The sequence below is a fragment of the Enterobacter sp. BIDMC 29 genome, assembly GCF_019378755.1.
Lineage (GTDB): Bacteria > Pseudomonadota > Gammaproteobacteria > Enterobacterales > Enterobacteriaceae > Enterobacter > Enterobacter ludwigii.
This window is the reverse complement of the sequence record NZ_CP080000.1, coordinates 557,721-582,093: the sequence shown is the minus strand read 5'-3', so window position 1 is coordinate 582,093 and position 24,373 is coordinate 557,721. Positions and strand designations below refer to the sequence as shown.

Sequence of the window (24,373 nt, the reverse complement as noted above, 5' to 3'; positions counted from 1 at the left end):
CGAGACCGGGGGGAAGGACGGTTATTGTTGTGCGAGCTGATGACGACGATATTCACCCTGCCGCTCCAGCATCCAGCCCGGGTATTCGCGCGGCAGCGCGCTGACGGCATCAAGCTGTTTAAGCTCGTCTTCGCTTAAACGGATCCCGGTGGCGGCAATGTTGTCGTCCAGCTGGTCGACACGTTTGGCACCAATAATGACGCTGGTTACGGCCTTCTGATGCAGCAACCACGCCAGCGCAATTTGCGCCACAGAGACACCTTTGCGCTCGGCCAGGGTGCGCATCACATCCACGCAATCGAAAGCACGCTCTTTATTCACCGGCGGGAAGTCAAATTCCAGGCGGCGACCGCCGGATTCACTCTGCCCGTCACGGCCATATTTTCCGCTAAGCAGACCGCCTGCCAGTGGGCTCCAGACCATCAACCCGACGCCTTCACTCTGCATCATCGGTATCAGTTCGCGCTCAAGATCGCGCCCGGCGATGGTGTAATACGCCTGCAGCGAAGCAAAACGCGCCAGCCCAAGGCGTTCGGAAATGCCCAGCGCTTTGGCAATCTGCCACGCCGCCCAGTTAGAGACGCCGATATAACGCACGTGCCCATGCTGCACCAGGTTATCCAGCGCGTAGAGCATCTCTTCGACCGGGGTTGCCGGGTCAAAACCGTGGAGCTGATACAGATCGATATGGTCGAGCTGCAGACGGCGCAGGCTCTCTTTGACGCTACTGATGATGTGATAGCGCGAACTGCCGCGGGAGTTCACCCCGGCCGTGCCCGTTTCGCCAAACACTTTGGTGGCAACCACCACGTTTTCGCGCGGAATTTTCAGGTTCTTCAGCGCCTGGCCGGTGATCTCCTCCGAGCGCCCTTCCGAATACACATCCGCGGTATCGATGAAATTAATTCCGGCATCCAGTGCACGGCCCACCAGCTGCTCGGCTTCACTTTGCTGCAGCTGACCAATCTTGCCCCACATGCCGCCTTCTCCGCCGAAGGTCATGGTGCCAAGGCACAGTTCAGACACAAACAGACCGGTATTGCCCAGTTTTTGATAACGCATAAGATAATCCTCGCATGTCGTTCGATGGGTACCCGATAGTTATACCCGCCCCATAGCCATCGCGAATGTGGTGTTCCTGTCCGTTTCTTGCCCAATCCTCTGAATCTTATCCGCGAGGAGCCTCACCAAAGACCTTGTAATCCGGTAATTGCACCTGCTGATACGGCTCCCAGCCGCCGCCCAGCGCTTTGTAGAGCGCCACCAGATCGAGAGCGCTCTGCACCTGCGCCTGCGCGCGTTGCTGCTGCGCCTGCGCCAGCTGCCGCTGGGCATCCAGCACGTCAATAAAGCTGGCGATCCCCTGCCGGTAGCTGTCGCTTGCCAAATCAAACGCGTTTTGCAACGCATCGATGGTTTTAGCAAGGCCGGCTTCACGCTGCTGATCGGTGCGGTAGCTCACCAGCGCATTCTCCACGTCCCCGAGCGCGGTGAGCACCGTCTGGCGGTAGTCGAGCACTGCCGCGCCCTGCTGCGCACGCGCCACCTTCACGCTCGAGACCAGTCTTCCGCCCTGGAAAATCGGTATCGAGACCTGCGGGCCGAAGCTGTAGAAGTGGCTGCTCCAGTCCGTCAGCCAGTTGGTTTCGCTGTTTCGCAGACCAAACTGCCCGGAGAGGGTAAAGCTCGGGAACAGCTGCGCCACGGAAACGCCGATTTGCGCCGTGGCGGCGTGTAGATTGGCTTCCGCCTCGCGCACGTCAGGACGACGACGGGCCAGCGTGGAGGGGATACCCGTTTGTACAATATCCGGCAGGGCGGGCATCGGCTGCGCCGACTGCAGCTCCGCATCCAGCGCCCCCGGCGGCTTGCCGAGTAAAATCGCGAGGCCATTCATTGCCTGCCGTGCCTGGGCCTGATACTGAGGAAGCTGCGCTTCGAGGTTCCCCAACTGGGCACGCGCATTTTCAACGTCCATCTGCGGTGACAGCCCGCCCCGCTGGCGGCTTTCGGTGAGTTCCAGGGTTTGTTGCGCACTCTTAATCTGGGTGTTCAGCGTGGCAATGATGCTCTGCGCCCCCCGCAGCTGCAGCCATGCGCGCGCCACTTCCGCCTCCAGCGACACCAGCGCGTCGTTACGCTGCTCTATCGCCACTTTCTGCTGCGCTTCGGCAGCCTCGACCTGTCGGCGCACCTTGCCCCAAAGGTCGATTTCCCACTGCGCATCGAAGCTCCCCTGGTAAAGATTGATCGGCTGCGTCAGCGGTCCTAGCGCGCCCCTGAGTTCAGGATCCACGTTATCAAGCTGGTCGTACACGCCGTGGGATTTCAGCTCTCCCTCCAGCCCAAGCTGCTGGCGCGTGGCCTGCAGATTACCGTTTACGGAAGGGTAAAACGCCCCACCCGCCTGGTTAATCTGTTCGCGCGCCCCGGCAATACGCAATACCGTCTGCTGCAGGGATAAATTTCCCGCGATCGCGCGTTCAATCAGGCTGTCCAGCTGCGGTGAACCGAAGGTTTTCCACCAGCGTGGGTTGGTTGCCGTCGAGGCCGTTTTTGACTTCACGCCGCTGTCACCCGGGTCGTTCCAGTGTGTCGGGGTCTGCGACGCCGGCGGCTGGTAATCCGGCCCCACGGCGCAGCCTGCCAGCAGCATGATCATCAGGGGGGTTAAACGTCTGTGTATCATCAATGTGCTCCTGCACTCCCCTCGCTCTTAACCGGCGAGAGCAACAAACAAAATGGAATCAGTAACATGGCTACCACGCTCAGAATGGTGAACACGTCGATATACGCCAGGAAGCGCGACTGCTCGATCATGGTCTGGTACATGCGCCCGGTGGCGATACCGGTAGGGTCCCCGACCTGAGTGGTGAAGTTCTGGATCGCCTGCGCGCTTTCGCGTATCGCCAGCTGGAACTGTTCATTAAACGGTGACGCGTGATAGGCCAGATGCGCGCTGTGCGCCTGAGAACGTTCGGTAATGGCCGCCGTAGAAAGCGAGATGCCAATTGAGCCCGCCACGTTGCGGAACATGGTAAACAGCGCCGCCGCATCGGCGTTCAGCCGCCTCGGTATCGAAATAAAAGCAATGGTGGTGAGAGGCACAAACAGGAACCCAAGCCCTATCGACTGGGCGCTGCGGAACAGCACCAGCGTTTCGAAATCGATATCCGGGGTCAGCGTGCGTGACCAGAAGAACGACACCGCCAGGCAGGTAAAACCAAAAGCGATAATCCAGCGCGTCTGCACCACCGGCATCAGCTTCAGCACCAGCGGGATAGTCAATACGATCAACACGGCGCCCGGTGAAAGCACCAGCCCGGACCAGGTGGCGGTGTAGCCCAGGTCCTGCTGTGCAAGCTGCGGAATCACCACCGAACTGCCGTACAGAATCATCGCCATGCCCGCCATCAACAGGCTGGAGATGGCGAAGTTGCGATCTTTCATGCAGTGCAGATCTACCACCGGTTTTTTGGCATACACCAGCCAGTAAATCACACCAATAATGCCGATGAGCGTCAGCACGGCGAAGGTGCGAATAAAGTTCGAATAAAACCAGTCCTCATCTTCTCCCCGGTCGAGCATCACCTGCAGGCAGCCTAGCCCCAGCGCGATCAGGCCAATCCCCGTCCAGTCGATAGACAGCTTCTCTTTCGATTTGCTTTCCCATGGCGGGTCTTCCAGCAGCTGGTAGATCGCCAGCACCGTTACAATCCCCACCGGAATGTTGATGAAGAAAACCCAGCGCCAGGAGTAGTTATCGGTGATCCAGCCGCCCAGCGTCGGGCCAAGTACCGGCGCAACGATGATGGCGATTGACGACAGGCCAAACGCTTTACCCCGGTCCTCGGGTTTAAAGTAGTCGAGCAGCACCGACTGCTGCGTGGGCTGCAGCCCCCCGCCGAAAAAGCCCTGCATTACGCGAAAGAGAATGATTTGCCACAGCTCGGTGGCGATCCCGCACAGGAACGAACAGACGGTGAACATCACGATGCAGATGAGGAAGAACAGCTTGCGGCCAAAAACCCGGCTCAGGAAAGCCGATATCGGCAGCACTATGCCGTTTGCCACCAGGTAGCTGGTCAATACCCAGGTGGATTCGTCGTAGCTGGACGAGAGCGACCCGGCCACATGCGGGAGCGCCACGTTAACGATAGTGGTGTCGAGGATCTCCATAAACACCGCCAGCGTGACCACAATCGCCACCGCCCACGGATTACTGGCGGGTCGCCAGTTGTCGTGGCTGTGATCCGTCATTCCACTGTCACCTTCGGTGCAACCGACAGCCCAAGCGGCAACGGTTTGTTGGGATCCAGCCCTTTATCAATCACGATCTTCACCGGCACGCGCTGAACGATTTTGACAAAGTTACCGGTAGCGTTTTCCGACGGGAAGGCGGAGAAGCGCGAGCCGCTGCCCTGTTGAATACTGTCGACATGGCCTTCGAGCGCCATATCCGGCCAGGCATCTACGGACACCTCGACCTTATCGCCCGGCTTCATGCGTTCGAGTTGCGACTCTTTAAAGTTCGCCACCACCCACACATTCGGAGAGACCAGTGAAAACAGCGCGGTACCCGCCTGCACCAGGGTGCCGGGCTGGACGTTGCGTTTAGTGACAAAACCGTCAAACGGGGCGCGGACTTCGGTGTAAGAGAGGTTCAGCGTCGCGGTTTCCAGCTGCGCTTTGGCCTGATCGACCTGGCGCTGACGCGCTTCCACATTGGTTTCCTGCTGGCGGATCTGCAGCTGTACCTGCTCTGCCACTTCAAGCTGCGCCTGCGCACTTGCCAGGCCCGCCTGGGCACTGCGCAGCTGGGCATTGGCGGTATCAATACTTTGCTGGGTGGTCGCTCGCGGGTCAACGCCTCGCTGGCGGCGATACTCCGCCTGCGCATTGGCCAGATCGGCCTGCGCTTTAATCACCTGCGCTTTGGCTTCATCACGCTGAGCGGGATACTGGACTTTTGACAGCGCCAGCTGCGCCTGAGCCTGATGCAGCTGGGCTATCGCCAGCCCAAGCTGGGCCTGCGCCTGATCGCGCTGGGCGGTGGTATCACGCGGATCGATAACCACCAGCAGGTCACCCTTTTTCACCCGCTGGTTATCGCGCACGCGCAGCTCGGTGACATAGCCTGCCGTTTTCGGGGCAATCGTCACCACATCACCGTCGGTAAAGGCGTCGTCAGTGGTCTCTTCGTTACGGGTTAAAAACCACCAGACCAGCGCCACGATAACCATCACCACCACGACAATGCCAAGGATGATTAACGGTTTTTTGCCCGGGCGCTTACGCTGTTTAGTGTTGTTTTCCTGCTCGTCAGCAGGCAGGTTTTGATCTTCAGCCATAGGTCAGCAACAGTCCTGTCAGTGAGCGGCATCACACTATGCCGTTCACTAAAGCTAGGACGTTGCTATACGTTTGCCAGGAAAAACTGACAAATTGCGCACTATATGAGAAGGAAAATTCCGAAACCGATCGCCGCGGCCCAAATCAGCATCGGGATCGACCAGACATGGAAACGCCACCAGATACGACGATCGTTAGCCATACGCAGGGCAATCAGGTTAGCAAGCGAACCGGGCAGCAGCCCAAACCCACCGATATTCACCGCCCACGCCAGCAGCGTGTCAGGGGGAACGTAGTTGAGGAGTAAAATGGTGGAAGGCACGTTGCTGATGAACTGTGACAGGCCAATCGCCGTGAGCCACAATCCCGGCTGCGACAGGCCGCTGACGCTGTGCAGAACGTGTTGCAGTACCGGAAGCTGGATAAGCAGATGCACATCAATAAACATCACCATAAAGACCAGCAATAACGTCCAGTCCACGCTGACCAGCACGCGCCGCGCCAGGAATAAAAAACCGGCGGCGACGAGCAGTACGCCCGCCAGTTCATACTTCAGTTCCAGCGCGAACAGGAAAACGATGTACAGCGCCAGACAACTCCACACCAGACGCGGCTGCCACTGCGGGCCCGTGGTACCGCTGTGGTACTGCAGTTTTTTAACCGGGAACGCGAACCAGCAGACCGCCAGCAGCGACACCATCATCACCAGCGCCAGCGGAGCCATCTGCCAGGTAAAAGCGGCAAACGACAGCCCGGAGCGTCCCCACAGGAGAATATTTTGTGGGTTGCCAATAGGGGTCAGAAGCGAACCGGCGTTAACGGCCAGCGCCTCGAAGATGATCAGCCGGCTAACCGGGATCTCGCAGAGCTTACGCAACGTGAGCGTGAGTGGCACGATGATAAACAGCGCCACGTCGTTGGTCAGAAACGTCGACAGCACCGCAGCAGAGAACACCATAAACAGCGCCAGGCGGCGTTCAGTGGCAAAGCGGCGCACCATTTTACGTCCCAGGACGTCAAAATAGCCGCTCAACTCTACCCCTTTGGTGAGCATCATCAGGCCACTGAGGGTAATGATGGTGCGCCAGTCAATCACCGCAGGCCAGGTGTGTGGCGCAAACGGCACAAAGATGCTCAGTACTGCGCCAATGATGAATAAGAGATGGAAGAAACGATCGCGTGCCAGGGCCTGCAGTCCAGGGATGTTCATTCAGCGGAGGGACCATATTTAAGGGTAAACTCGCGGAACTTAACCAGCGTCTCTTCGCTGACGTGGTGTTCCATTCCTTCCGCGTCCCGGCGGGCAATTTCCGGGCTTACGCCCAGCACCAGTAAGAAGTTTTCGACGAGCTGGTGGCGCTCGCGACTCTCCTGGGCGAGTTTCTCCCCTTCCGGCGTCAGAAAGACGCCGCGCCAGGGGATCATTTCAATCAGGCCCACGGAGGCCAGACGTTTTAACATTTTTGCCACTGTCGGTTGGGAAACGCCCAGCCGTGCAGCCATATCCACCTGGCGCGCCTCCCCGACCTCGCGAATCAAATCGGAAATCAGTTCAACATAGTCATCAATCAGCTCACGACGGTGCGCTTCACGTACCTGGCGAAAACCTTCGACATGTTCTTCAACATTCACCAGTTGCGTCGTTTTTCTGATTGTTGGCTTACCTGCGCGACGGTTCATTGTACTTCCTCAGTGGGGTGACGCTTCCAGCGCCCGGTATCGAGAGCGCACATTGTAAACCATCCCTCTACAAGCACAAAAAATTAACGAAATAGCCATAGCTATACAATATAGCCTGTGCTATATCTGTATGTAATGCAGTCACCCTTCACGGATCGAAGGGATCAAAAATCAGGAGGTCTCATGAACGAATTCAAGAGGTGTATGAACGTGTTTACCCACTCTCCCTTTAAAGTACGCCTGATGCTGTTGAACATGCTGTGCGATATGTTTAACAACAAACCCCCGCATCAGGACGACAAACCTTCCCACTAAGCGGCGTTGCGGTACGCCGCTTCATTTTTCCGTCACAAACCCTCTGTACACTGGCTTTCAGCCGCCCTATTCCCGATCTTTTTTACGGATTTGCAATCCCCTTCGCAAAACATCTGCTTAGCAACTGTTGCTATTATTTAGCGCTCGCACTATCTTCTTGCAGCCCTGCACAATTTGCGGCTCGCTGAAGCGGACCCTCATTCCCTCTCCACGCACTGTCAGGCAGGTTATGACCCTTGACGCCAGGGTGAGCACATGGCGTTTTTATCCATGATAGTGACCTATGAATTTAACCCTGATAGACACCGTTGTTACCCGTAGCCGGGCCTTAAGCCCGTGGACGGGATTTTACTTTTTGCAGTCATTACTGATTAACTTTGCGCTTGGCTATCCCTTTAGCCTGCTCTATGCCGTGGCCTTTACCTGCATATTGCATGTGCTGTGGCGAACGGCTCCGCGCGCGCAAAAAACGTTAGTCGGAATCTGTTCTCTGGTCGCTGCACTCTATTTCCCGTTTGGTCAGGCTTACGGCTCGCCGAACTTTAATACCCTGCTGGCGCTGCACTCGACCAATATGGAAGAGTCGACAGAGATCCTGACGATCTTCCCCTGGTACAGCTATGTGGTCGGCCTCTTTATCTTTGCCCTTGGCGTGATAGCCGTTCGCCGTAAAGCGGAAGAGAAAAAAACGTGGGGAAAAATTGAGCACCTGTGCCTGGCGTTCAGCGTGGTGGCGTTCTTTGTCGCACCAGTACAAAACCTGGCCTGGGGTGGGGTTTTCAAGCTGAAGGATACCGGCTATCCGGTGTTCCGTTTTGTGAAAGACGTCGTCGTTAACAATAAAGAGGTGCTCGACGAACAGGCACGTATGGCTGAGCTTTCAAATATGAAAGACACCTGGAACGTGCTGGCCGTGAAGCCCAAATATCACACCTATGTGGTGGTGATTGGTGAAAGTGCACGTCGCGACGCCATGGGAGCCTTTGGCGGACACTGGGACAACACGCCGTTCGCCAGTTCGGTCAAAGGCACCCTGTTTACCGATTATGTTGCGGCCAGCGGCTCAACGCAGAAATCTCTCGGCCTGACGCTGAACCGGGTGGTCGATGACAAACCCCAGTTTCAGGATAACTTTGTTACCCTGGCGAACCGCGCAGGTTTCCAGACCTGGTGGTTCTCCAATCAGGGACAAATTGGCGAATACGATACAGCCATTGCCAGTATCGCCAGACGCGCCGACGAAGTGCAGTTCCTGAAGAACGGTGATTTTGAAGCGGACAAGAATACGAAAGATGAAGCGTTGCTGAAAATGACGGCGCAGGTCTTTGCCTCTCCGCGTACCCAGCCGCAGCTGATTGTTCTGCACCTGATGGGGTCTCACCCGCAGGCCTGCGATCGGACCGGCGGTAAATACGCAGAGTTTGTGCAATCCAAAGAGACCTCATGCTATCTCTACACCATGACGCAAACCGACGACCTGCTGAGCAAGCTGTACGATCAGTTGCGCAATACGGGTGACAGTTTCTCGATGGTCTACTTCTCGGATCACGGGCTGGCGTTTAAAGAGCGCGGTAAAGAGGTGCAGTATCTGGCGCACGACGATAAGTTCCAGCAGAACTTCCAGGTACCGTTTATGGTTGTGTCGAGTGATGATAAAACGCATCGCATTATTAAAGCGCGGCGTTCGGCCAATGATTTCCTGACCTTCTTCTCGCAGTGGACGGGGATTTCGGCACAGCAGATAAAAAATGCGTACCCGTTTGTCTCTAACAAGAAGGCTCCCCCAGTTTACATTACCAACTTCAAGTTACAGAAAGTTGACTATAACCATCTGGGAACCGATATCTTCGATATTAAGAGTAAATAATCCGGGCAATCTGCTACCCTCTCATGCAAGGCGAGGGATTAACGTAAAAAAAATCCGCCACATTGGGCGGATTTTTTACTGGCTCACCGAAGTGATTAGAAGCGGTAACCTACGCCCGCGATCCAGGTGCCAACGTCAACGTTGCGGATACGGCTCTGCTCATAAGAGAAGTCCAGAGCGACGTCCTGGATTGGGTTGAACTGTAGACCCGCGCCATAGGAGAAGCCGTAGTCGCTGTTGCTTGCAGTGCGGTTCAGACCCTGGTTTTCGGTCTGCTGGAATTTACCGTAGCCAACACCTACAACACCGTAGATGCTTGCCCAGTCGTTCAGACGGTAAGCTGGACCAGCGGTGATGCCGTAGTACTGGCCTTTGTTGTATGCGCCGTTTTCAGAACGATCTTTCTCGGTGTAGGTGAAAGAACCGATCACGCCCAGTGGGTTGTTATCCTGCTCGTAACGATACTTCAGGTTGAAACCGTTAGCTTTGTTCATCACGCCCTGCATATCGCTCTGAGCGTAACCACCAGTTACAGTAGAAGTAGCAGCTACAGCGGTACCTGCGGAAACAGCCAGTACAGCGGCCAGTGCTGAAAGACATGCAATTTTTTTCATAACCACCTCAAATGTGCTTCAAGTAAGTCCGTAAGTTTTAAATATATCAAAAAAATTTGCGAAACTCTTTGTGATTCGTGATGTCTAACTGAACCTTTCCTGTAACAGAACGTTTCCAGCGTCAGCTATCTCATTCAAATCACATACAATTTTCGCTATAAAACGCTCATACTGCGCGTCTGCGCCGTTACATTCATCCAGATTATTCCTAATCTGACAGGCGATAAATCCACCAGCGCTTAACCATTTTACGGAATTTACACGTTTTTTTTTCAACGGTCTCTCAACCGTTGCAGCTTATTTCCTTTACACTGCAACCTTTACTTCATTTGACATAAGTTGACAGGAGAAAGGATGCCTGGGTTATCCCGCTCGTCGTCGGTCTGGTTGCCGGTTGTCGTCATACTCATCGCCATGTTGTCCATTCAAAGCGGTGCCTCGCTGGCTAAATCCCTCTTTCCGCTGGTCGGTGCGCCTGGGGTCACGGCCCTGCGTATTGCCCTCGGAACCGCGATCCTGGTGGTGATTTTCAAACCCTGGCGTTTACGCTTTAAAAAAGAACAACGCTTACCGCTGCTTTTTTACGGGCTGTCCCTGGGAGCGATGAACTACATGTTCTATCTCTCCATCCAGACAATTCCGTTGGGGATTGCCGTGGCACTGGAGTTTACTGGCCCGCTGGCGGTAGCGCTTTTCTCGTCCCGTCGTCCCGTTGACTTTATCTGGGTAATTCTAGCCGTTCTTGGCCTGTGGTTCCTGCTGCCGCTGGGTCAAAGCGTCTCAGAGATCGATCTCACGGGCGCGGCGCTGGCTCTGGGGGCGGGTGCCTGCTGGGCTATCTATATATTGACCGGACAGCGCGCCGGGGAAGAGCATGGCCCGGCGACGGTGGCAATCGGTTCATTAATTGCCGCTATCATCTTTGTGCCGGTGGGTATGGCTCAGGCCACCGAGTCCATCTGGCAATGGTCAGTCATGCCCATCGGGCTGGCGGTCGCCATTCTTTCCACAGCACTCCCCTACTCTTTAGAGATGATAGCCCTTACGCGCCTGCCGACGCGCATTTTCGGCACGCTGATGAGCATGGAGCCCGCGCTCGCCGCCCTGTCAGGGATGGTCTTCCTCGGGGAAACCCTGACCTTCACCCAGACGCTGGCCCTGTGTTCGATTATCGCCGCCTCAATGGGCTCAACGCTGACGATGCGCCCGGAACCTAAAGTTGAGAAAATTGACCTCAATTAGCGCCCTATATTCTGCGTGGCTTTATAGCCATGCAGAATAAAGGCCAGTTTCCCGTTTAAAATATTTTTTTACATACTTTGCACTCTTCGTGAAATATTTCCCCCGCTGTCTATAACGTTTTCCTGAATTAGGATTGATCTGCATCAATTTTAAATAATCCCTTTAATTTCATACCATTGTAAACACAACGCCCTTCTCACTATTAAACTGATAGGCAGAGCCTCCCCGCAGGGAAAAAATCCGGTGCTATACTTAATCCCGCAATTACCTGGGACACAAACATCAAGAGGATATGAGATTATGAGTACCGCTAAACTGGTGAAAACGAAAGCGTCTAATCTGCTTTATACCCGTAACGATGTATCGGATAGCGACAAAAAAGCGACCATTGAGTTGCTGAATCGCCAGGTGATCCAGTTCATCGATCTTTCGCTGATCACCAAACAGGCCCACTGGAATATGCGCGGTGCAAACTTTATTGCCGTTCATGAAATGCTGGATGGCTTCCGCACAGCACTGGTTACCCACCTCGATACCATGGCCGAACGTGCCGTACAGTTAGGCGGTGTGGCACTGGGTACCACGCAGGTCATTAACAGTAAGACGCCACTGAAAAGTTATCCGCTGGATATCCATACCGTTCAGGATCACCTGAAAGAGCTGGCAGACCGCTACGCGATTGTGGCTAATGATGTGCGTAAAGCTATCGGTGAAGCGAAAGACGAAGATACTGCTGATATCTTCACCGCCGCTTCCCGCGACCTGGATCAGTTCCTGTGGTTCATTGAGTCCAACATCGAATAATTCATAAGAATTTCCTATACAACCCTCGCCCTCCGGTGAGGGTTTTGCACATCTATGGTGCACGTTTTTGGCCTGAGACGCTGCAAAAGTGAAAAAATTGTAATAATCACCTCACACAACCGTTAACGGAAGATTGTTTTTTCGTCAGAATTTACGCTAAATAACGCTTCGTCTGTTGAGCCAAATGACGCGCACCAAAACGGTGCTCCACTTTGGTGCAATAAAAGTTCATTGCCCCGTTTTCTGTGCAATGCATGACATCATCCCCTTTGTAAAACAACAGCTTGTAAAGTTGGCACGATTTTTTCATTGTGCCACTCGTTCTCGCAGGGGATCGCCCCGTGGATATAAAAGGAAATGCTATGAAGTCTGTATTAAAAGTTTCACTGGCTGCACTTACCCTGGCTTTTGCGGTCTCTTCCCAGGCTGCCGACAAACTGGTTGTGGCGACCGACACGGCGTTCGTTCCGTTTGAATTCAAACAGGGTGATAAGTACGTCGGCTTTGATGTTGATCTGTGGGCTGCTATCGCAAAAGAACTCAAACTGGATTACACCCTGAAGCCAATGGACTTCAGCGGCATCATCCCGGCACTGCAAACGAAAAACGTTGATCTGGCCCTGGCCGGTATCACCATTACTGAAGAACGTAAAAAAGCGATCGACTTCTCTGACGGCTACTACAAAAGCGGCCTGCTGGTGATGGTGAAAGCCGATAATAACGACGTAAAAAGCGTGAAAGACCTCGACGGTAAAGTCGTCGCGGTGAAAGGCGGTACCGGTTCTGTTGATTACGCGAAAGCAAACATCAAAACCAAAGACCTGCGTCAGTTCCCGAACATCGATAACGCCTACATGGAGCTGGGTACCAACCGTGCTGACGCGGTGCTGCACGATACCCCTAACATCCTGTACTTCATCAAAACGGCGGGCAACGGCAAGTTCAAAGCCGTCGGTGATTCTCTGGAAGCCCAGCAGTACGGTATTGCGTTCCCGAAAGGCAGCGACGACCTGCGTACGAAAGTTAACGGCGCGCTGAAAACCCTGAAAGAGAACGGCACCTACAACGAAATCTATAAAAAATGGTTCGGTACCGAGCCTAAATAATAATTCTTAAAAATGACGTTCACTCGGGGGCGACCTTTCGCCCCTGCTATTTTAGAAACACGGTAACAGTAACAGGAAACTATCATGCAGTTTGACTGGAGCGCCATCTGGCCTGCCATTCCTATCTTGCTTGAAGGCGCTAAAATGACCCTGTGGATTTCGGTCCTCGGTCTGGTTGGTGGGTTGATTATCGGTCTTGTCGCCGGTTTCGCCCGCACCTACGGCGGCTGGATTGCAAACCACATCGCACTGGTTTTCATCGAAGTGATCCGCGGCACCCCAATTGTCGTTCAGGTCATGTTCATCTACTTCGCCCTGCCAATGGCTTTCACCGACCTGCGCATTGACCCGTTCAGCGCCGCTGTCGTGACCATTATGATCAACTCAGGTGCCTATATCGCGGAAATTACCCGTGGTGCGGTCCTGTCGATTCATAAAGGTTTCAGTGAAGCGGGTCTGGCGTTAGGCCTTTCTCGTCGCGAAACGATCCGCCACGTCATTCTGCCGTTGGCCCTGCGCCGCATGCTGCCACCGCTGGGGAACCAGTGGATCATCAGTATTAAGGATACGTCGCTGTTCATCGTTATCGGCGTTGCTGAGCTGACCCGTCAGGGCCAGGAGATCATTGCGGGCAACTTCCGTGCGCTGGAAATCTGGAGTGCGGTAGCCGTTGTCTACCTGATCATCACTCTGGTTCTGAGTTTCGTTCTGCGTCGTCTTGAAAGAAGGATGAAAATCCTGTGATTGAATTTAAAAACGTTTCCAAGCACTTTGGCCCAACCCAGGTGCTGCACAATATCGATCTGAACATCAAACAGGGTGAAGTGGTGGTCATTATCGGGCCATCCGGTTCCGGTAAATCGACCCTGCTGCGCTGCATCAACAAGCTGGAAGAGATCACCAGCGGCGATCTGATTGTCGATGGCCTGAAGGTGAATGACCCGAAAGTTGACGACCGTCTGATTCGTCAGGAAGCCGGCATGGTGTTCCAGCAGTTCTACCTGTTCCCGCACCTGACGGCGCTGGAAAACGTAATGTTTGGTCCACTGCGCGTACGTGGCGCCAGTAAAGCGGCGGCGGAAACGCTGGCTAAAGATCTGCTGGCTAAAGTCGGCCTCGCGGAACGTGCTCATCACTACCCCTCTGAGTTGTCCGGTGGACAGCAGCAGCGTGTGGCCATCGCCCGCGCACTGGCGGTAAAACCGAAGATGATGCTGTTCGATGAGCCAACCTCGGCGCTTGACCCGGAACTGCGTCACGAAGTGCTGAAAGTCATGCAGGATCTGGCTGAAGAAGGGATGACGATGGTCATCGTGACCCACGAAATCGGCTTTGCTGAGAAAGTGGCTTCCCGCCTGATCTTTATTGATAAGGGCCGTATCGCTGAAGACGGTAACCCACAAGCGCTGATCGCCAATCCACCGAGCCAGCGCCTGCAGGAGTTCCTGCAGCACGTCTCCTGATAGCGCTTCAGTTACGCCATTCTGAGCCGGGCATGCCCGGCTTTTTTACGCCAGATTGTTCCCAAAAATCCTCCCGCGCGCCTCGCCCTCTATACTTATCTTTTTGTTCATTATTTTCACCGGAGGATGCCGTGCCGTGGATCTTGCTGTTGCTTAGCCTGTTTTGTGCGCCATCGTTCGCCGTTTCCATCCCCGGCGTCACCACCGGCACGACCGCCACACAGCAAACGACACCGCCCCCAGAGCCGGATGTTGAACAGAAAAAAGCCGCCTACAGTGCCCTTGCCGATGTGCTTGAAAACGATACCTCCCGGCAGGAGTTAATCGGACAGTTGCGAAAAGTCGCCGCCACGCCGCCGCAGGAGCCGGTGCCAACAATTACCCCTCCGCAAGTGGAAGAACAAAAAACGGTGCTGGAAAATGTCACCGACGTGAGCCGTCACTATGGAAGCGAGCTCTCCTCGCGCTTTGCCCAGCTCTATCGCAACCTGATTGGTTCGCCCCATAAACCGTTTAATCCCCATACGTTTACGACAGCCGCCACGCAGTTTTTGATGCTGGCGGGCGCTGTATTTCTGTTTTACTGGCTGGTACGCCTGTGCGCATGGCCGCTCTACCGTAAAATGGGGCAATGGGGGCGCAAGAAGAACCAGCAGAAAAGCAGCTGGTTACACCTGCCGCTGATGATAGCGTCGGCGTTTATCATCGATTTACTGCTGCTGGCGCTGACGCTGTTTATGGGCCAGGTCCTGGCCGACAGGCTTAACGCCGGCAATAAAACCATCGCTTTCCAGCAGGCGCTCTTCCTCAACGCCTTTGCGCTGATCGAGTTCTTTAAGGCGCTGCTGCGTTTGATATTTTGCCCGCACGTACCGGATCTTCGTCCCTTCTCGATTCGGGATGAGAGCGCCAGATACTGGGCGCTGCGCCTCAGCGTGCTCAGTGGATTGATTGGTTACGGTCTGCTGGTTGCCGTGCCGATCATCTCCAACCAGGTCAACGTGCAGTTTGGCGCCCTGGCGAATGTGCTGATTATGATCTGCATTACCGTCTGGGCGTTGTACCTTATCTTCCATAACAAAAAGACCATTACCCAAAGCTTGCTGCATCTGGCCGATCGTTCCCTGTCGTTTTTCAGTCTCTTTATCCGCGCCTTCGCGCTGGTGTGGCACTGGCTGGCGAGCGCCTACTTTATCGTGTTGTGCTTCTTCTCGCTGTTCGACCCGGGCAACAGCCTGAAATTTATGATGGGGGCGACGTTCAAGAGCCTGGCCATCATTGGCATTGCGGCATTTGTCTCTGGCCTGCTGTCGCGCTGGCTATCGAAAACCTTCACCCTCTCGCCACAGGTGCAGCGCAGTTATCCGGAACTGCAAAAAAGGGTCAACGGCTGGATCTCGGTATCACTGAAAGTGGCGCGCATTCTCACCGTCTGCGTGGCGATTATGCTGTTGCTTAACGCATGGGGATTGTTTGACTTCTGGAACTGGCTGCACAACGGCGCGGGTGAAAAGACCGTCGATATTTTAATTCGCATCGCGCTGATCCTCTTCTTCTCTGCGGTTGGCTGGACGTTGCTGGCGAGCCTTATCGAGAACCGTCTGGTCTCCGACATTCACGGCCGCCCCCTGCCCAGCGCCCGTGCCCGCACCCTGCTGACGCTGTTTCGCAATGCGCTGGCGGTTATTATCAGCACCATCACCATCATGATTGTGCTCTCGGAAATCGGCGTGAACATCGCGCCGCTACTGGCAGGTGCCGGCGCGCTGGGGCTGGCTATCTCTTTTGGTTCGCAAACCCTGGTGAAGGATATAATCACCGGCGTCTTTATCCAGTTTGAGAACGGGATGAACACCGGGGATCTGGTCACGATTGGGCCGTTAACCGGCACGGTAGAGCGCATGTCCATTCGCTCCGTCGGCGTGCGCCAGGACACCGGGGCGTACCACATAATTCCATGGTCATCGATAACCACCTTCGCTAACTTTGTCCGAGGCATTGGTTCGGTAGTGGCCAACTACGACGTTGACCGTCATGAAGATGCAGATAAAGCGAAACAGGCGCTACGGGACGCCGTGGAAGAGATGATGGCGATGGAGGATATTCGCGGGCTGGTGATTGGAGAGCCGTCGTTTGCCGGTATTGTCGGCCTGACGAACACGGCATTTACCCTGCGCGTGTCGTTCACCACGCAGCCACTGAAGCAGTGGACGGTGCGCTTTGCGCTCGACAGTATGGTGAAAAAACACTTTGACCTGGCCGCGGTGCGGATGCCGGTGCAGACCTACCAGGTATTACCCTCACCGGCGTCCCCCACACCGCCACAGGAGCCCACCTTATAGCGTGGGGACCGGGTAACGGCGTCGCCTTACCCGGCTTGCCTGTGGGTTATTTACTGCGCTTGTTAGCGTCCATAAATGACCAGGCGATAAAGCGGCTCTGCTTCTGGCCTTGCGCCATCTCTTTTTTCACCACGTTAACGGCGCCCACGTCGGTCAGTGCACGGTACAGGGGGGGCAGGTTATCCCCACGGGATACCAGCGTCGTGAACCATTTAACCTGACGGCCAAATACTTTACTTTCCTCAATCATTCGCAGGATGAATGCCACTTCTCCCCCCTCGCACCACAGTTCCTGTTGCTGCCCTCCAAAGTTCAGCGCGGCATCTTCCGCCTGACCGAGATTGCGGCGTTTGCGCTCGCTGCCCGCACGGGCGGTGGCCGCGGAGTCATGGAACGGTGGGTTACACAGGGTGGCATCGTAGCTTTCGTTCTTGTGGATAATCCCGTTGAAGATCGATGCGGCATCTTTCTGCCGACGCAAGCGGACAGACCGGCTTAACCCAGGGTTGGCGTTGATAATCGCCTGTGCGCTGGAAAACGCCTCATTACCGATTTCACTGCCGGTAAAGCGCCAGTGATATTCATGAACGCCAATCAACGGATAAATCAGGTTCGCCCCGGTACCGATATCAAGCACGGATGCTTGCTCAGGGATGACACCGTTGCGATCGTCAGCGAGAAGATCGGCAAGATGGTGGAGATAATCGGCCCGCCCCGGCACAGGTGGGCAGAGAAAGCCTTCCGGAATATCCCAGTGCGCCACACCGTAATAGTGTGCCAGCAGGGCTTTATTGAGCATTTTAACCGCCTGCGGATCGGCAAAGTTGACCGAAGGTTCACCGGCAGGTGTCTGCACAATGTAGTCCTGCAGCGAAGGACAGCTCTGACACAACGCATTCATGTCATAGCGGTTACGATGGCGATTTCGTGGGTGCAATCCCGGCTTTTGGGAAGTCATGGCTTTCTCCTTTAAACAGCGGCGTAAGATACCCTTTGCAGGCTCAACGGTAAATATTTCTCTGCGACGCTCAAAAACCCGTCATAAATCAAACACCTTTATGTCTATGATCTGTCAGTAAAACGTCAGTTTTTATCGTTCAAAAAATAAGCAGATCATCATCAAATTTTTGCGCTAAATCACACTCGCCAGGCTTCTAAACTTAAAGGGAATCACCTGTTGTTTCCTCATGAGGATGTGATTATGAAAAAATACCTGACCCTTGTTGTTCTCGCGGGTGCACTGGCTACCGCGTCATTCTCTGCCATGGCGGTACAGTCATTGACCGACAATACAGATACCAGCCAGCTCAAGCCTGCGGGCACCGTCTCGGTAAGCCGCGCAAGTAACCTTGACGATCTCCAGAATAAACTCGCCGAAAAAGCCCGCCAGGAAGGGGCTAAAGGTTTCGTGGTTAACGCCGCGGGCGGGGATAACCATATGTATGGCACGGCGACCATTTATAAATAACGTCTCTTTCTATAAACAAACTGCATCTGCCTGACAGATGCAGTTCCTCTCTGCCTTGACTGCACGTTTTTTCACCCCATAGTAAAAACAGGGCTTAACAGATCCCAGGAGTAAACCATGGCTTCCGGTTGGGCGAATGATGACGCCGTTAACGAACAAATCAACAGTACAATTGAAGATGCGGTTGCGCGCGCTCGCGGTGAAATTCCGCGCGGTGAAAGTCTCTATGAATGTGAAGAGTGTGGAGAAGTGATCCCAGAAGCGCGGCGCAAAGCCATACCAGGCGTACGGTTATGCATCGCCTGCCAGCAGGAGAAAGATTCGAAAAATAGCGCGCACTCAGGATATAATCGCAGAGGATCGAAAGACAGCCAGCTACGTTGACTTTCCTTTACCGAAGTTAACGGCGCAGGCGGTTACCTTTACGCTCACGGTTTTTTGCGAACCGCGTAGCAAAATGTGCCCTTCTCGTCGCTTCTGTAAAGCGCAGCTACAAGAAGTGTAAAGTCGTCCTCTGAATTTATTAATATTCAATAAGTTATTTGTCATTCAATTTTTTTGAGCAACCACGTCAATTCTCTTCGATTTTCTCTCGCATAAAAAAACGTGATACTTATCACATCGACGGAACATCGTCCCCTTAACAGAATCACCTGCGAGAGATTAATTATGAAAACCATCAAATATGCTGTTGCTGCTGTTGCCCTGTCCGCTCTGTCTTTCGGCGCTTTTGCTGCAGAACCTGTGTCTCCATCTCAGGCGCAGAGCATGAACAAACTCGGTGTGGTAAGTGCTGAAGGCGCGACCACTCTGGACGGTCTGGAAGCGAAACTGGCTGAGAAAGCTGCTGCTGCCGGTGCAAGCGGATACACCATCACCTCCGCGAACACCAATAACAAACTGAGCGGTACTGCGGTTATCTATAAGTAATTGACTGAATGCTCCACCCTCGCCATACCCTCTGGTGAGCTGCTCCAACCCTCATTGACCCTGTTGTTGTTACCCTTGCTTGCCCGTCCGCCACTGGACGGGCTTTTTTTTGGGCTTAAAACGTCTTCCCGACGCGTTCCATCCCTGCCTCTACGGATTCAACTTCACCGGTCGCCAGCAGGCAACAGGCCATCTGCAGCTTGATCGCGTGCGGTACCGGAACCTTTCCGGCCAGGCACTGCTCAATCCAGTGGGCGGTGGTATGCGGATCTTTTGCGTCAGGCAGGATCGCGTCGGAACGCTCTTCCCCTCGCTCGAGAATGGCGCGCGTGCCAGCGGAATCAATCAGCATCATCTGTGGGCAGCGCTGCGGGTTAGCATACACCTCGCCTTCCGTGCCGTGCATCAACAAGGCCCTGCCGCCTATGTCTTCAAAGAATTTCCCCACGCGCGTCACGTACTCCGGGTGAGAGACGCTGGAAAGACGCAGAGCCGCGTCTTCGCCAAACGGCGTAGCCAGTTTCGCCAGCGTATGCGCGCTGTTACGCACGCCCATGCGCCAGCGCATATCAAGCTGCTTCTCCAGCGGGGGGCAGAGTGCTCCGACAGGGATATAAACCGGCTGATGGCCATCAAGCTTCGCCTGTGCCTGGCCGGCATGCCGTGTGGGTTCGATACCCAGCATGCCGAAAATCGTTTCGGTCAGCACGCGGGTTGGATCTTCGCTTACACCATGCACCACCACCGGGAAGCCCAGCTTGTGCAATAAAATAGCGAGCAGCGGCGTCAGGTTGGCCTGCTTGCGTGCCCCGTTATAGCTCGGGATCACAATCGGCATCGGTTTTGCCACTGGCGCGTTTAAGCGCAGGGTCTGCGCCTGCATTGCTTCGTAGAAGCCACGCATCTCCGCTTCGCCTTCTCCTTTGATACGCAGCGCTATCAGGATACCGCCCATTTCAAGGTCGGGTACGTCACCGTTGAGCATATGCGTATAGAGCGCACGAGCGGTTTCATGGTCCAGATCGCGGGCATGATTTTTCCCTCGTCCTACCTCTTTGATAATTTTGCGATAATCCACGACATCTCTCCTGACAGCTTCATCTTGTTAACAATATAGCCCTGAAGAACGTCTGGCCGTTAGTGTTTTTGAACCGGATCATCCTTCTGTTTTTATCATGAAAAAAGAAACTCAAGCACTATTTCAATTATTTGTGATTGCCGTTGAAGATTCTTACCCCACCCGTTTCTGATTAAATAACCAACGGAAAATCATTTAAGGTCAACGGTGAAAACGTCCAGGCAACGTTCTCACCAGAAACATACCAGGATTTGTTATGAACAAGGTTGCTATAGGTTTATTTATCGCCGCAACGGCAGGATGTTCTGCATCCGCATTTGCGGCAACAAACGGTGAAGGTCAGATTAACTTCACCGGTGAAATTATTGATTCTGCTTGTCAGGTAGTGAACGGGTTAAGTAATCCATTAAATGTTCAGTTAGGCAAAGTGTCTAAAACGGTATTTACCGGGGCTGGATCTACCAGCACATTAACCAAGTTTGATATTCAATTAAAGAATTGCCCGGAGACCGTGACTTCCGCCGCCATTAACTTCGGTGGCACGCCGGATCCGGATAACAACACTACGCTTGCATTAACGCCGGATGTAGATGCTGCAACAGGTGTCGCTATTCAGCTGGTGGACGCGTCTGAGCAACCGGTGAGTTTGTATACGCCCTCTCAGCAATATCCGTTAGCCTCCGGTACGGCGGTCAATAACCTGGAATTTGGAGCCCGTTATATTCAGACCCAGGCTGCAATCACCGCAGGCCTGGCAAACGCCGTGTCGACCTTCACTGTTATTTATAACTGATATTATCCATCCTGAGATATTAGCTCTGTTCTGAGAGTTAATATCTCTTCTTTTATTGAGATACCTTTATGCGCCACGGTTATTTACTGAGTGCTCTTTTACTGGTAGCCGCCACTTCCCATGCCAGTGTCGTTATTAATGGCACACGCCTGGTCTATCAGGGCGACAAAAAGGAGTCGTCTCTGGGTCTTTCAAACCCAGATGCCACGGATTATCTGGTACAGTCCTGGGTTGATTCTGGCGGTAAAAACCCGGCTAAAGCCCCCTTCCTGATCACCCCACCGCTGTTTCGTCTCGATGCAAAAGAGGATAACGTCCTGCGTGTCGTGCGCACCGGCGGAAATTTGCCCGAGGATCGTGAGTCTCTCTACTGGCTTAATATCAAAGCTATTCCCTCGTCAAAGCACGTCGAAGGGGTAAATACCCTGCAGATTGCCATTAATACACGCATTAAATTGTTGTATCGCCCGTCAGCAATAACTGGCAAACCCGACGCTGTGGCGGACAAGCTTCAGTGGCATCGTGAAGGTCACGACCTGGTTGTGAATAACCCGACGCCTTTCTATATGAATTTCCAGACGGTGATGCTTAACGGCCATAAAGTGGATAAAGCCACCTGGGCAGTCCCCAAAACGGAAACGCATTTTGCCTTACCCGATAATGCCAGCGGGTCGACCGTCACCTACTCCATTATTACTGATTACGGCAGCATCAGTCAGACCTGGTCGGCATCCGTTCATTAACACCCACTCAGGCTATTAATATCATCATGTACAGCCATAAAAAGCCGTTCATCCATCGCCTTTCTTCAATGCTGGTCATTTTATGTGGCCTGGCACTGGCGATCTTTGCGCAGCAGGTTATGGCTGATGATTATTTCAACCCGGCATTACTGGATATTGATAATCCTCAACAGGGGAAAACCGACCTGTCTGTTTATGAAAAAGGACCGGGACAAGCCCCCGGGAAATATCAGGTCAACATTTTCATCAACAATAATAAAATTGATACCCGTGATGTCACGTTCAAATTAATAAAAGACGCTCAGGGCAATCATTCTCTTCAACCCTGCTTTAGTCTGAATGAGCTAAAAAACCTTGGGATCAAAACCCGGCAGTATCCCGCGCTGATGGCTAAAGGCCAGTGCGCCGATATAAGCGCCATTCCCGCGGCATCCGCAACGTTTCAGGTTCGTCATCAGCAACTGTTACTCAGTATTCCACAAACGGCGCTGGGCCAGGTCCCGCGCGGGTATATCGACCCGAAAACGTTCGACGAAGGGATCACCGCAGGTCTGCTGAACTACAGCGCCACCGCCAGCCAGAGCCATGCCCGTGTGCAGGGAGAGCAGGATAACAGCAGCCAGTACGTTAATCTGCGCCCGGGCCTCAATGTGGGCGCCTGGCGCATACGCAATTATTCCACGTGGAATCGCAGCACAACGGGCAGCGAGGAAGAGCACAGGTTCTCCTCCGTCTACACCTATGCTCAACGCGATATCGTGGCGATGAAAAGCGATATGACCGCCGGGCAAAGCACCTCCCCGTCGGACGTTTTCGACAGCGTGCCCTATACCGGGGTTGAGCTGAAATCCGATACCGACATGCTCCCGGACAGTGAAAAAGGCTATGCGCCGATTATTCGCGGCACTGCCCACAGCAATGCGCTGGTGATGGTTCGTCAGAACGGTTACGTCATTTATCAGAACACGGTTGCACCCGGTGCGTTTGAAATTAACGATCTCTATCCCACCGGCAGCAGCGGCGATCTGCAGGTCACCGTGAAAGAGACCGACGGCAGCGAAAGTCACTTTGTCGTGCCCTACGCCTCGGTCCCGGTACTGCAGCGTGAAAAGAATCTCCGCTACAGCGTGACCGCCGGGCGTTACCGGTCTTACGACAAGGACGTCGAACAAACCCCGTTTGCCGAGGGCAGCGCCATCTACGGCATGCCATTGGGTTTCACCGCCTACGGTGGTGCGCAGCAGAGTCGCCATTATCAGTCCCGGGCGCTGGGCGTCGGGAAAAACCTGGGCGATTTGGGTGCTTTCTCCCTTGATGTCACCCGCGCCAAAGCGCTGCTGAAAAAACAGCAGACCAGCAAAGGCCGCTCCTGGCGCGTTCGCTACAGCAAAGATTTTGTCGCCTCGGGCACTCACTTCTCCCTGGCGGGCTATCGCTACAACAGCAAAGGGTTTTACACCCTGGAAGACACGATGGAGTCTTACACCCGTTCAGATGACGGGTCTGCGCCGCAGCAGCGACGTGCCCGAACGGAAGCCACCGTCGACCAGACGCTGCCCGCGGGCTGGGGCTCTGTCACCCTGAGCCTGGTCAAAGAGACCTACTGGAGCCAGAGCCAGGATATGACCTCCATGAGCGTCAGCTACAACAATAGCTGGCACGGCGTCAGCTACAGCCTGAGCTACAGCATGAACAAAAACACCCAGGACAGCGATGCGAACGGTGAGGATGTGATGAACGACAACCAGTTCTCGTTAAACGTCTCCGTTCCACTGGATCGCTGGATGCATAACACCTGGGCCACCTACAACCTCAACAACACCAAAGACGGTACGACGCAGAACATCGGCCTTAATGGTACCGCGCTGAAGGGAGACAACCTGAACTGGAATATTCAGGAGGGGCTGAGCAGCACCGGTAGCGGAAACTCCACCAGCATGAACGCCGATTATAAAGCGACCTATGGCGAAGTGAGCGGCGGGGTAAGCCAGGATAAATATCAGCAAACCGTAAACGTCGGGCTGCAGGGTGGCGCGATCGTGCACGCCAACGGCATAACCCTGAGCCAGCCGCTCGGAGAGACCATCGCGCTGGTGAAAGCACCGGGAACACACGGTACGCATATCGCCAATCAGACGGGCGTTGAGACCGACTTCCGCGGCTATACCGTCGTGCCGTTTGTTACCCCTTATCGCCACAATACCATTGCGCTGGATACCGAAACCCTGCCCGACGAGGCCGACGTGACGCACGCAGCGTTCGTTGTTACCCCGACACGCGGGGCCGTGGTGCGCGCCAGCTTTAATACCCGCGTGGGCAGCCGCGTCCTGATGACGCTGACGCACAACGGTAAACCACTGCCCTTCGGTGCGACGGTAACAACGGAGGATAAGGACAGCGAATTTATTGTCGGCAATGACGGCCAGACCTATCTCTCCGGCCTGCCAAAGCAAGGGCATCTCGCCGTCACCTGGGGACAGGATGCGAGCGAGCACTGCGAGGCCGACTACGTCCTTACGGATGAGACAGAGAAAACCAACATCCTTAACGCTGCTGCGCAGTGCCACTGATTCACC

The 24,373-nt window shown here is 54.4% G+C and carries 23 protein-coding genes; 14 read left to right on the top strand and 9 right to left on the bottom strand.

Annotated elements, in window-relative coordinates; all coding sequences use genetic code 11:
• Positions 1–21: 21 nt before the first annotated feature.
• The 6 genes from JTA15_RS02660 to mntR form a co-directional block, all read right to left on the bottom strand.
• Positions 22–1,062, bottom strand: a complete 1,041-nt coding sequence (locus JTA15_RS02660) for an aldo/keto reductase (protein ID WP_014169266.1) — start codon at positions 1,060–1,062, stop codon at positions 22–24.
• A gap of 106 nt (positions 1,063–1,168) precedes the next feature.
• Positions 1,169–2,689 (bottom strand): efflux transporter outer membrane subunit, encoded by a 1,521-nt coding sequence (locus tag JTA15_RS02655; protein WP_219372824.1) that lies wholly within the window; start codon positions 2,687–2,689, stop codon positions 1,169–1,171.
• Positions 2,689–4,260, bottom strand: a complete 1,572-nt coding sequence (locus tag JTA15_RS02650) for a DHA2 family efflux MFS transporter permease subunit (protein WP_219372823.1) — start codon at positions 4,258–4,260, stop codon at positions 2,689–2,691. Before JTA15_RS02650 ends, JTA15_RS02655 begins: the two co-directional genes overlap by 1 nt.
• Entirely contained in the window at positions 4,257–5,351 is a 1,095-nt protein-coding gene (locus JTA15_RS02645; RefSeq protein ID WP_020884906.1) for an HlyD family secretion protein, read from the bottom strand. The genes JTA15_RS02650 and JTA15_RS02645 overlap by 4 nt, the downstream gene beginning before the upstream one ends.
• A gap of 101 nt (positions 5,352–5,452) precedes the next feature.
• Complete coding sequence (locus tag JTA15_RS02640) at positions 5,453–6,562, bottom strand: anion transporter (protein ID WP_040016987.1); 1,110 nt, start codon at positions 6,560–6,562, stop codon at positions 5,453–5,455.
• Positions 6,559–7,032 (bottom strand): manganese-binding transcriptional regulator MntR, encoded by a 474-nt coding sequence (gene mntR, locus JTA15_RS02635; protein ID WP_014169260.1) that lies wholly within the window; start codon positions 7,030–7,032, stop codon positions 6,559–6,561. Before mntR ends, JTA15_RS02640 begins: the two co-directional genes overlap by 4 nt.
• Before the next feature lie 183 nt (positions 7,033–7,215).
• Here mntR and mntS point away from each other — a divergent pair, with 183 nt between their 5' ends.
• Positions 7,216–7,347 (top strand): manganase accumulation protein MntS, encoded by a 132-nt coding sequence (gene mntS / locus JTA15_RS02630; RefSeq protein ID WP_020884908.1) that lies wholly within the window; start codon positions 7,216–7,218, stop codon positions 7,345–7,347.
• A gap of 283 nt (positions 7,348–7,630) precedes the next feature.
• Positions 7,631–9,214 (top strand): phosphoethanolamine transferase, encoded by a 1,584-nt coding sequence (locus tag JTA15_RS02625; RefSeq protein WP_025204621.1) that lies wholly within the window; start codon positions 7,631–7,633, stop codon positions 9,212–9,214.
• A 95-nt stretch (positions 9,215–9,309) separates the two neighbouring features.
• On the opposite strand, the gene ompX is transcribed toward JTA15_RS02625, so the two are convergent.
• Entirely contained in the window at positions 9,310–9,828 is a 519-nt protein-coding gene (gene ompX, locus JTA15_RS02620; protein WP_020884910.1) for an outer membrane protein OmpX, read from the bottom strand.
• A gap of 354 nt (positions 9,829–10,182) precedes the next feature.
• Between ompX and rhtA the strand changes: the two genes are divergently transcribed.
• From rhtA to ybiO, 6 genes are all read left to right on the top strand, one after another.
• Positions 10,183–11,070 (top strand): threonine/homoserine exporter RhtA, encoded by an 888-nt coding sequence (rhtA, locus tag JTA15_RS02615; RefSeq protein ID WP_086463042.1) that lies wholly within the window; start codon positions 10,183–10,185, stop codon positions 11,068–11,070.
• Positions 11,071–11,370: 300 nt separating this feature from the next.
• On the top strand, positions 11,371–11,874 hold the full coding sequence (dps, locus tag JTA15_RS02610; protein WP_010428924.1) for a DNA starvation/stationary phase protection protein Dps: 504 nt from the start codon (positions 11,371–11,373) through the stop codon (positions 11,872–11,874).
• A 362-nt stretch (positions 11,875–12,236) separates the two neighbouring features.
• Positions 12,237–12,980, top strand: coding sequence for a glutamine ABC transporter substrate-binding protein GlnH (gene glnH / locus JTA15_RS02605; RefSeq protein WP_014883108.1), 744 nt, complete (start codon positions 12,237–12,239; stop codon positions 12,978–12,980).
• 84 nt (positions 12,981–13,064) lie between these two features.
• A complete protein-coding gene (glnP, locus tag JTA15_RS02600) occupies positions 13,065–13,724 on the top strand; it encodes a glutamine ABC transporter permease GlnP (protein WP_014169254.1) in 660 nt (219 codons plus the stop codon).
• Positions 13,721–14,443, top strand: coding sequence for a glutamine ABC transporter ATP-binding protein GlnQ (glnQ, locus tag JTA15_RS02595; RefSeq protein ID WP_014169252.1), 723 nt, complete (start codon positions 13,721–13,723; stop codon positions 14,441–14,443). The genes glnP and glnQ overlap by 4 nt, the downstream gene beginning before the upstream one ends.
• A 131-nt stretch (positions 14,444–14,574) precedes the next feature.
• On the top strand, positions 14,575–16,785 hold the full coding sequence (ybiO, locus tag JTA15_RS02590) for a mechanosensitive channel protein (RefSeq protein ID WP_047366371.1): 2,211 nt from the start codon (positions 14,575–14,577) through the stop codon (positions 16,783–16,785).
• Positions 16,786–16,831: 46 nt separating this feature from the next.
• Here the strand turns inward: ybiO and rlmF are convergent, their stop codons facing one another.
• Complete coding sequence (gene rlmF / locus JTA15_RS02585; protein ID WP_020884914.1) at positions 16,832–17,743, bottom strand: 23S rRNA (adenine(1618)-N(6))-methyltransferase RlmF; 912 nt, start codon at positions 17,741–17,743, stop codon at positions 16,832–16,834.
• 243 nt (positions 17,744–17,986) lie between these two features.
• On the opposite strand from rlmF, the gene mcbA reads away from it, so the two are divergent.
• The 3 genes from mcbA (at position 17,987) to ybiJ (ending at position 19,183) form a co-directional block, all read left to right on the top strand.
• Complete coding sequence (gene mcbA, locus JTA15_RS02580) at positions 17,987–18,253, top strand: DUF1471 family periplasmic protein McbA (RefSeq protein ID WP_032677729.1); 267 nt, start codon at positions 17,987–17,989, stop codon at positions 18,251–18,253.
• Positions 18,254–18,370: 117 nt separating this feature from the next.
• Entirely contained in the window at positions 18,371–18,637 is a 267-nt protein-coding gene (locus JTA15_RS02575; protein WP_014169247.1) for a DksA/TraR family C4-type zinc finger protein, read from the top strand.
• A gap of 285 nt (positions 18,638–18,922) precedes the next feature.
• Positions 18,923–19,183: a DUF1471 family protein YbiJ gene (ybiJ, locus tag JTA15_RS02570; RefSeq protein ID WP_020884917.1), complete on the top strand. Its 261-nt coding sequence runs from the start codon at positions 18,923–18,925 to the stop codon at positions 19,181–19,183.
• 115 nt (positions 19,184–19,298) lie between these two features.
• Here ybiJ and ybiB read toward each other — a convergent pair whose 3' ends face one another.
• Entirely contained in the window at positions 19,299–20,261 is a 963-nt protein-coding gene (gene ybiB / locus JTA15_RS02565; RefSeq protein ID WP_032677728.1) for a DNA-binding protein YbiB, read from the bottom strand.
• 256 nt (positions 20,262–20,517) lie between these two features.
• Here ybiB and JTA15_RS02560 point away from each other — a divergent pair, with 256 nt between their 5' ends.
• From JTA15_RS02560 to JTA15_RS02550, 3 genes are all read left to right on the top strand, one after another.
• Entirely contained in the window at positions 20,518–21,054 is a 537-nt protein-coding gene (locus tag JTA15_RS02560) for a fimbrial protein (protein ID WP_014169244.1), read from the top strand.
• Between the two features lie 68 nt (positions 21,055–21,122).
• Complete coding sequence (locus tag JTA15_RS02555) at positions 21,123–21,797, top strand: molecular chaperone (RefSeq protein WP_219372822.1); 675 nt, start codon at positions 21,123–21,125, stop codon at positions 21,795–21,797.
• Positions 21,798–21,823: 26 nt separating this feature from the next.
• Positions 21,824–24,367 carry a fimbria/pilus outer membrane usher protein gene (locus tag JTA15_RS02550; protein WP_219372821.1) on the top strand — a complete coding sequence of 848 codons (2,544 nt, stop codon included), beginning with the start codon at positions 21,824–21,826 and terminating at the stop codon, positions 24,365–24,367.
• Positions 24,368–24,373 lie beyond the last annotated feature (6 nt).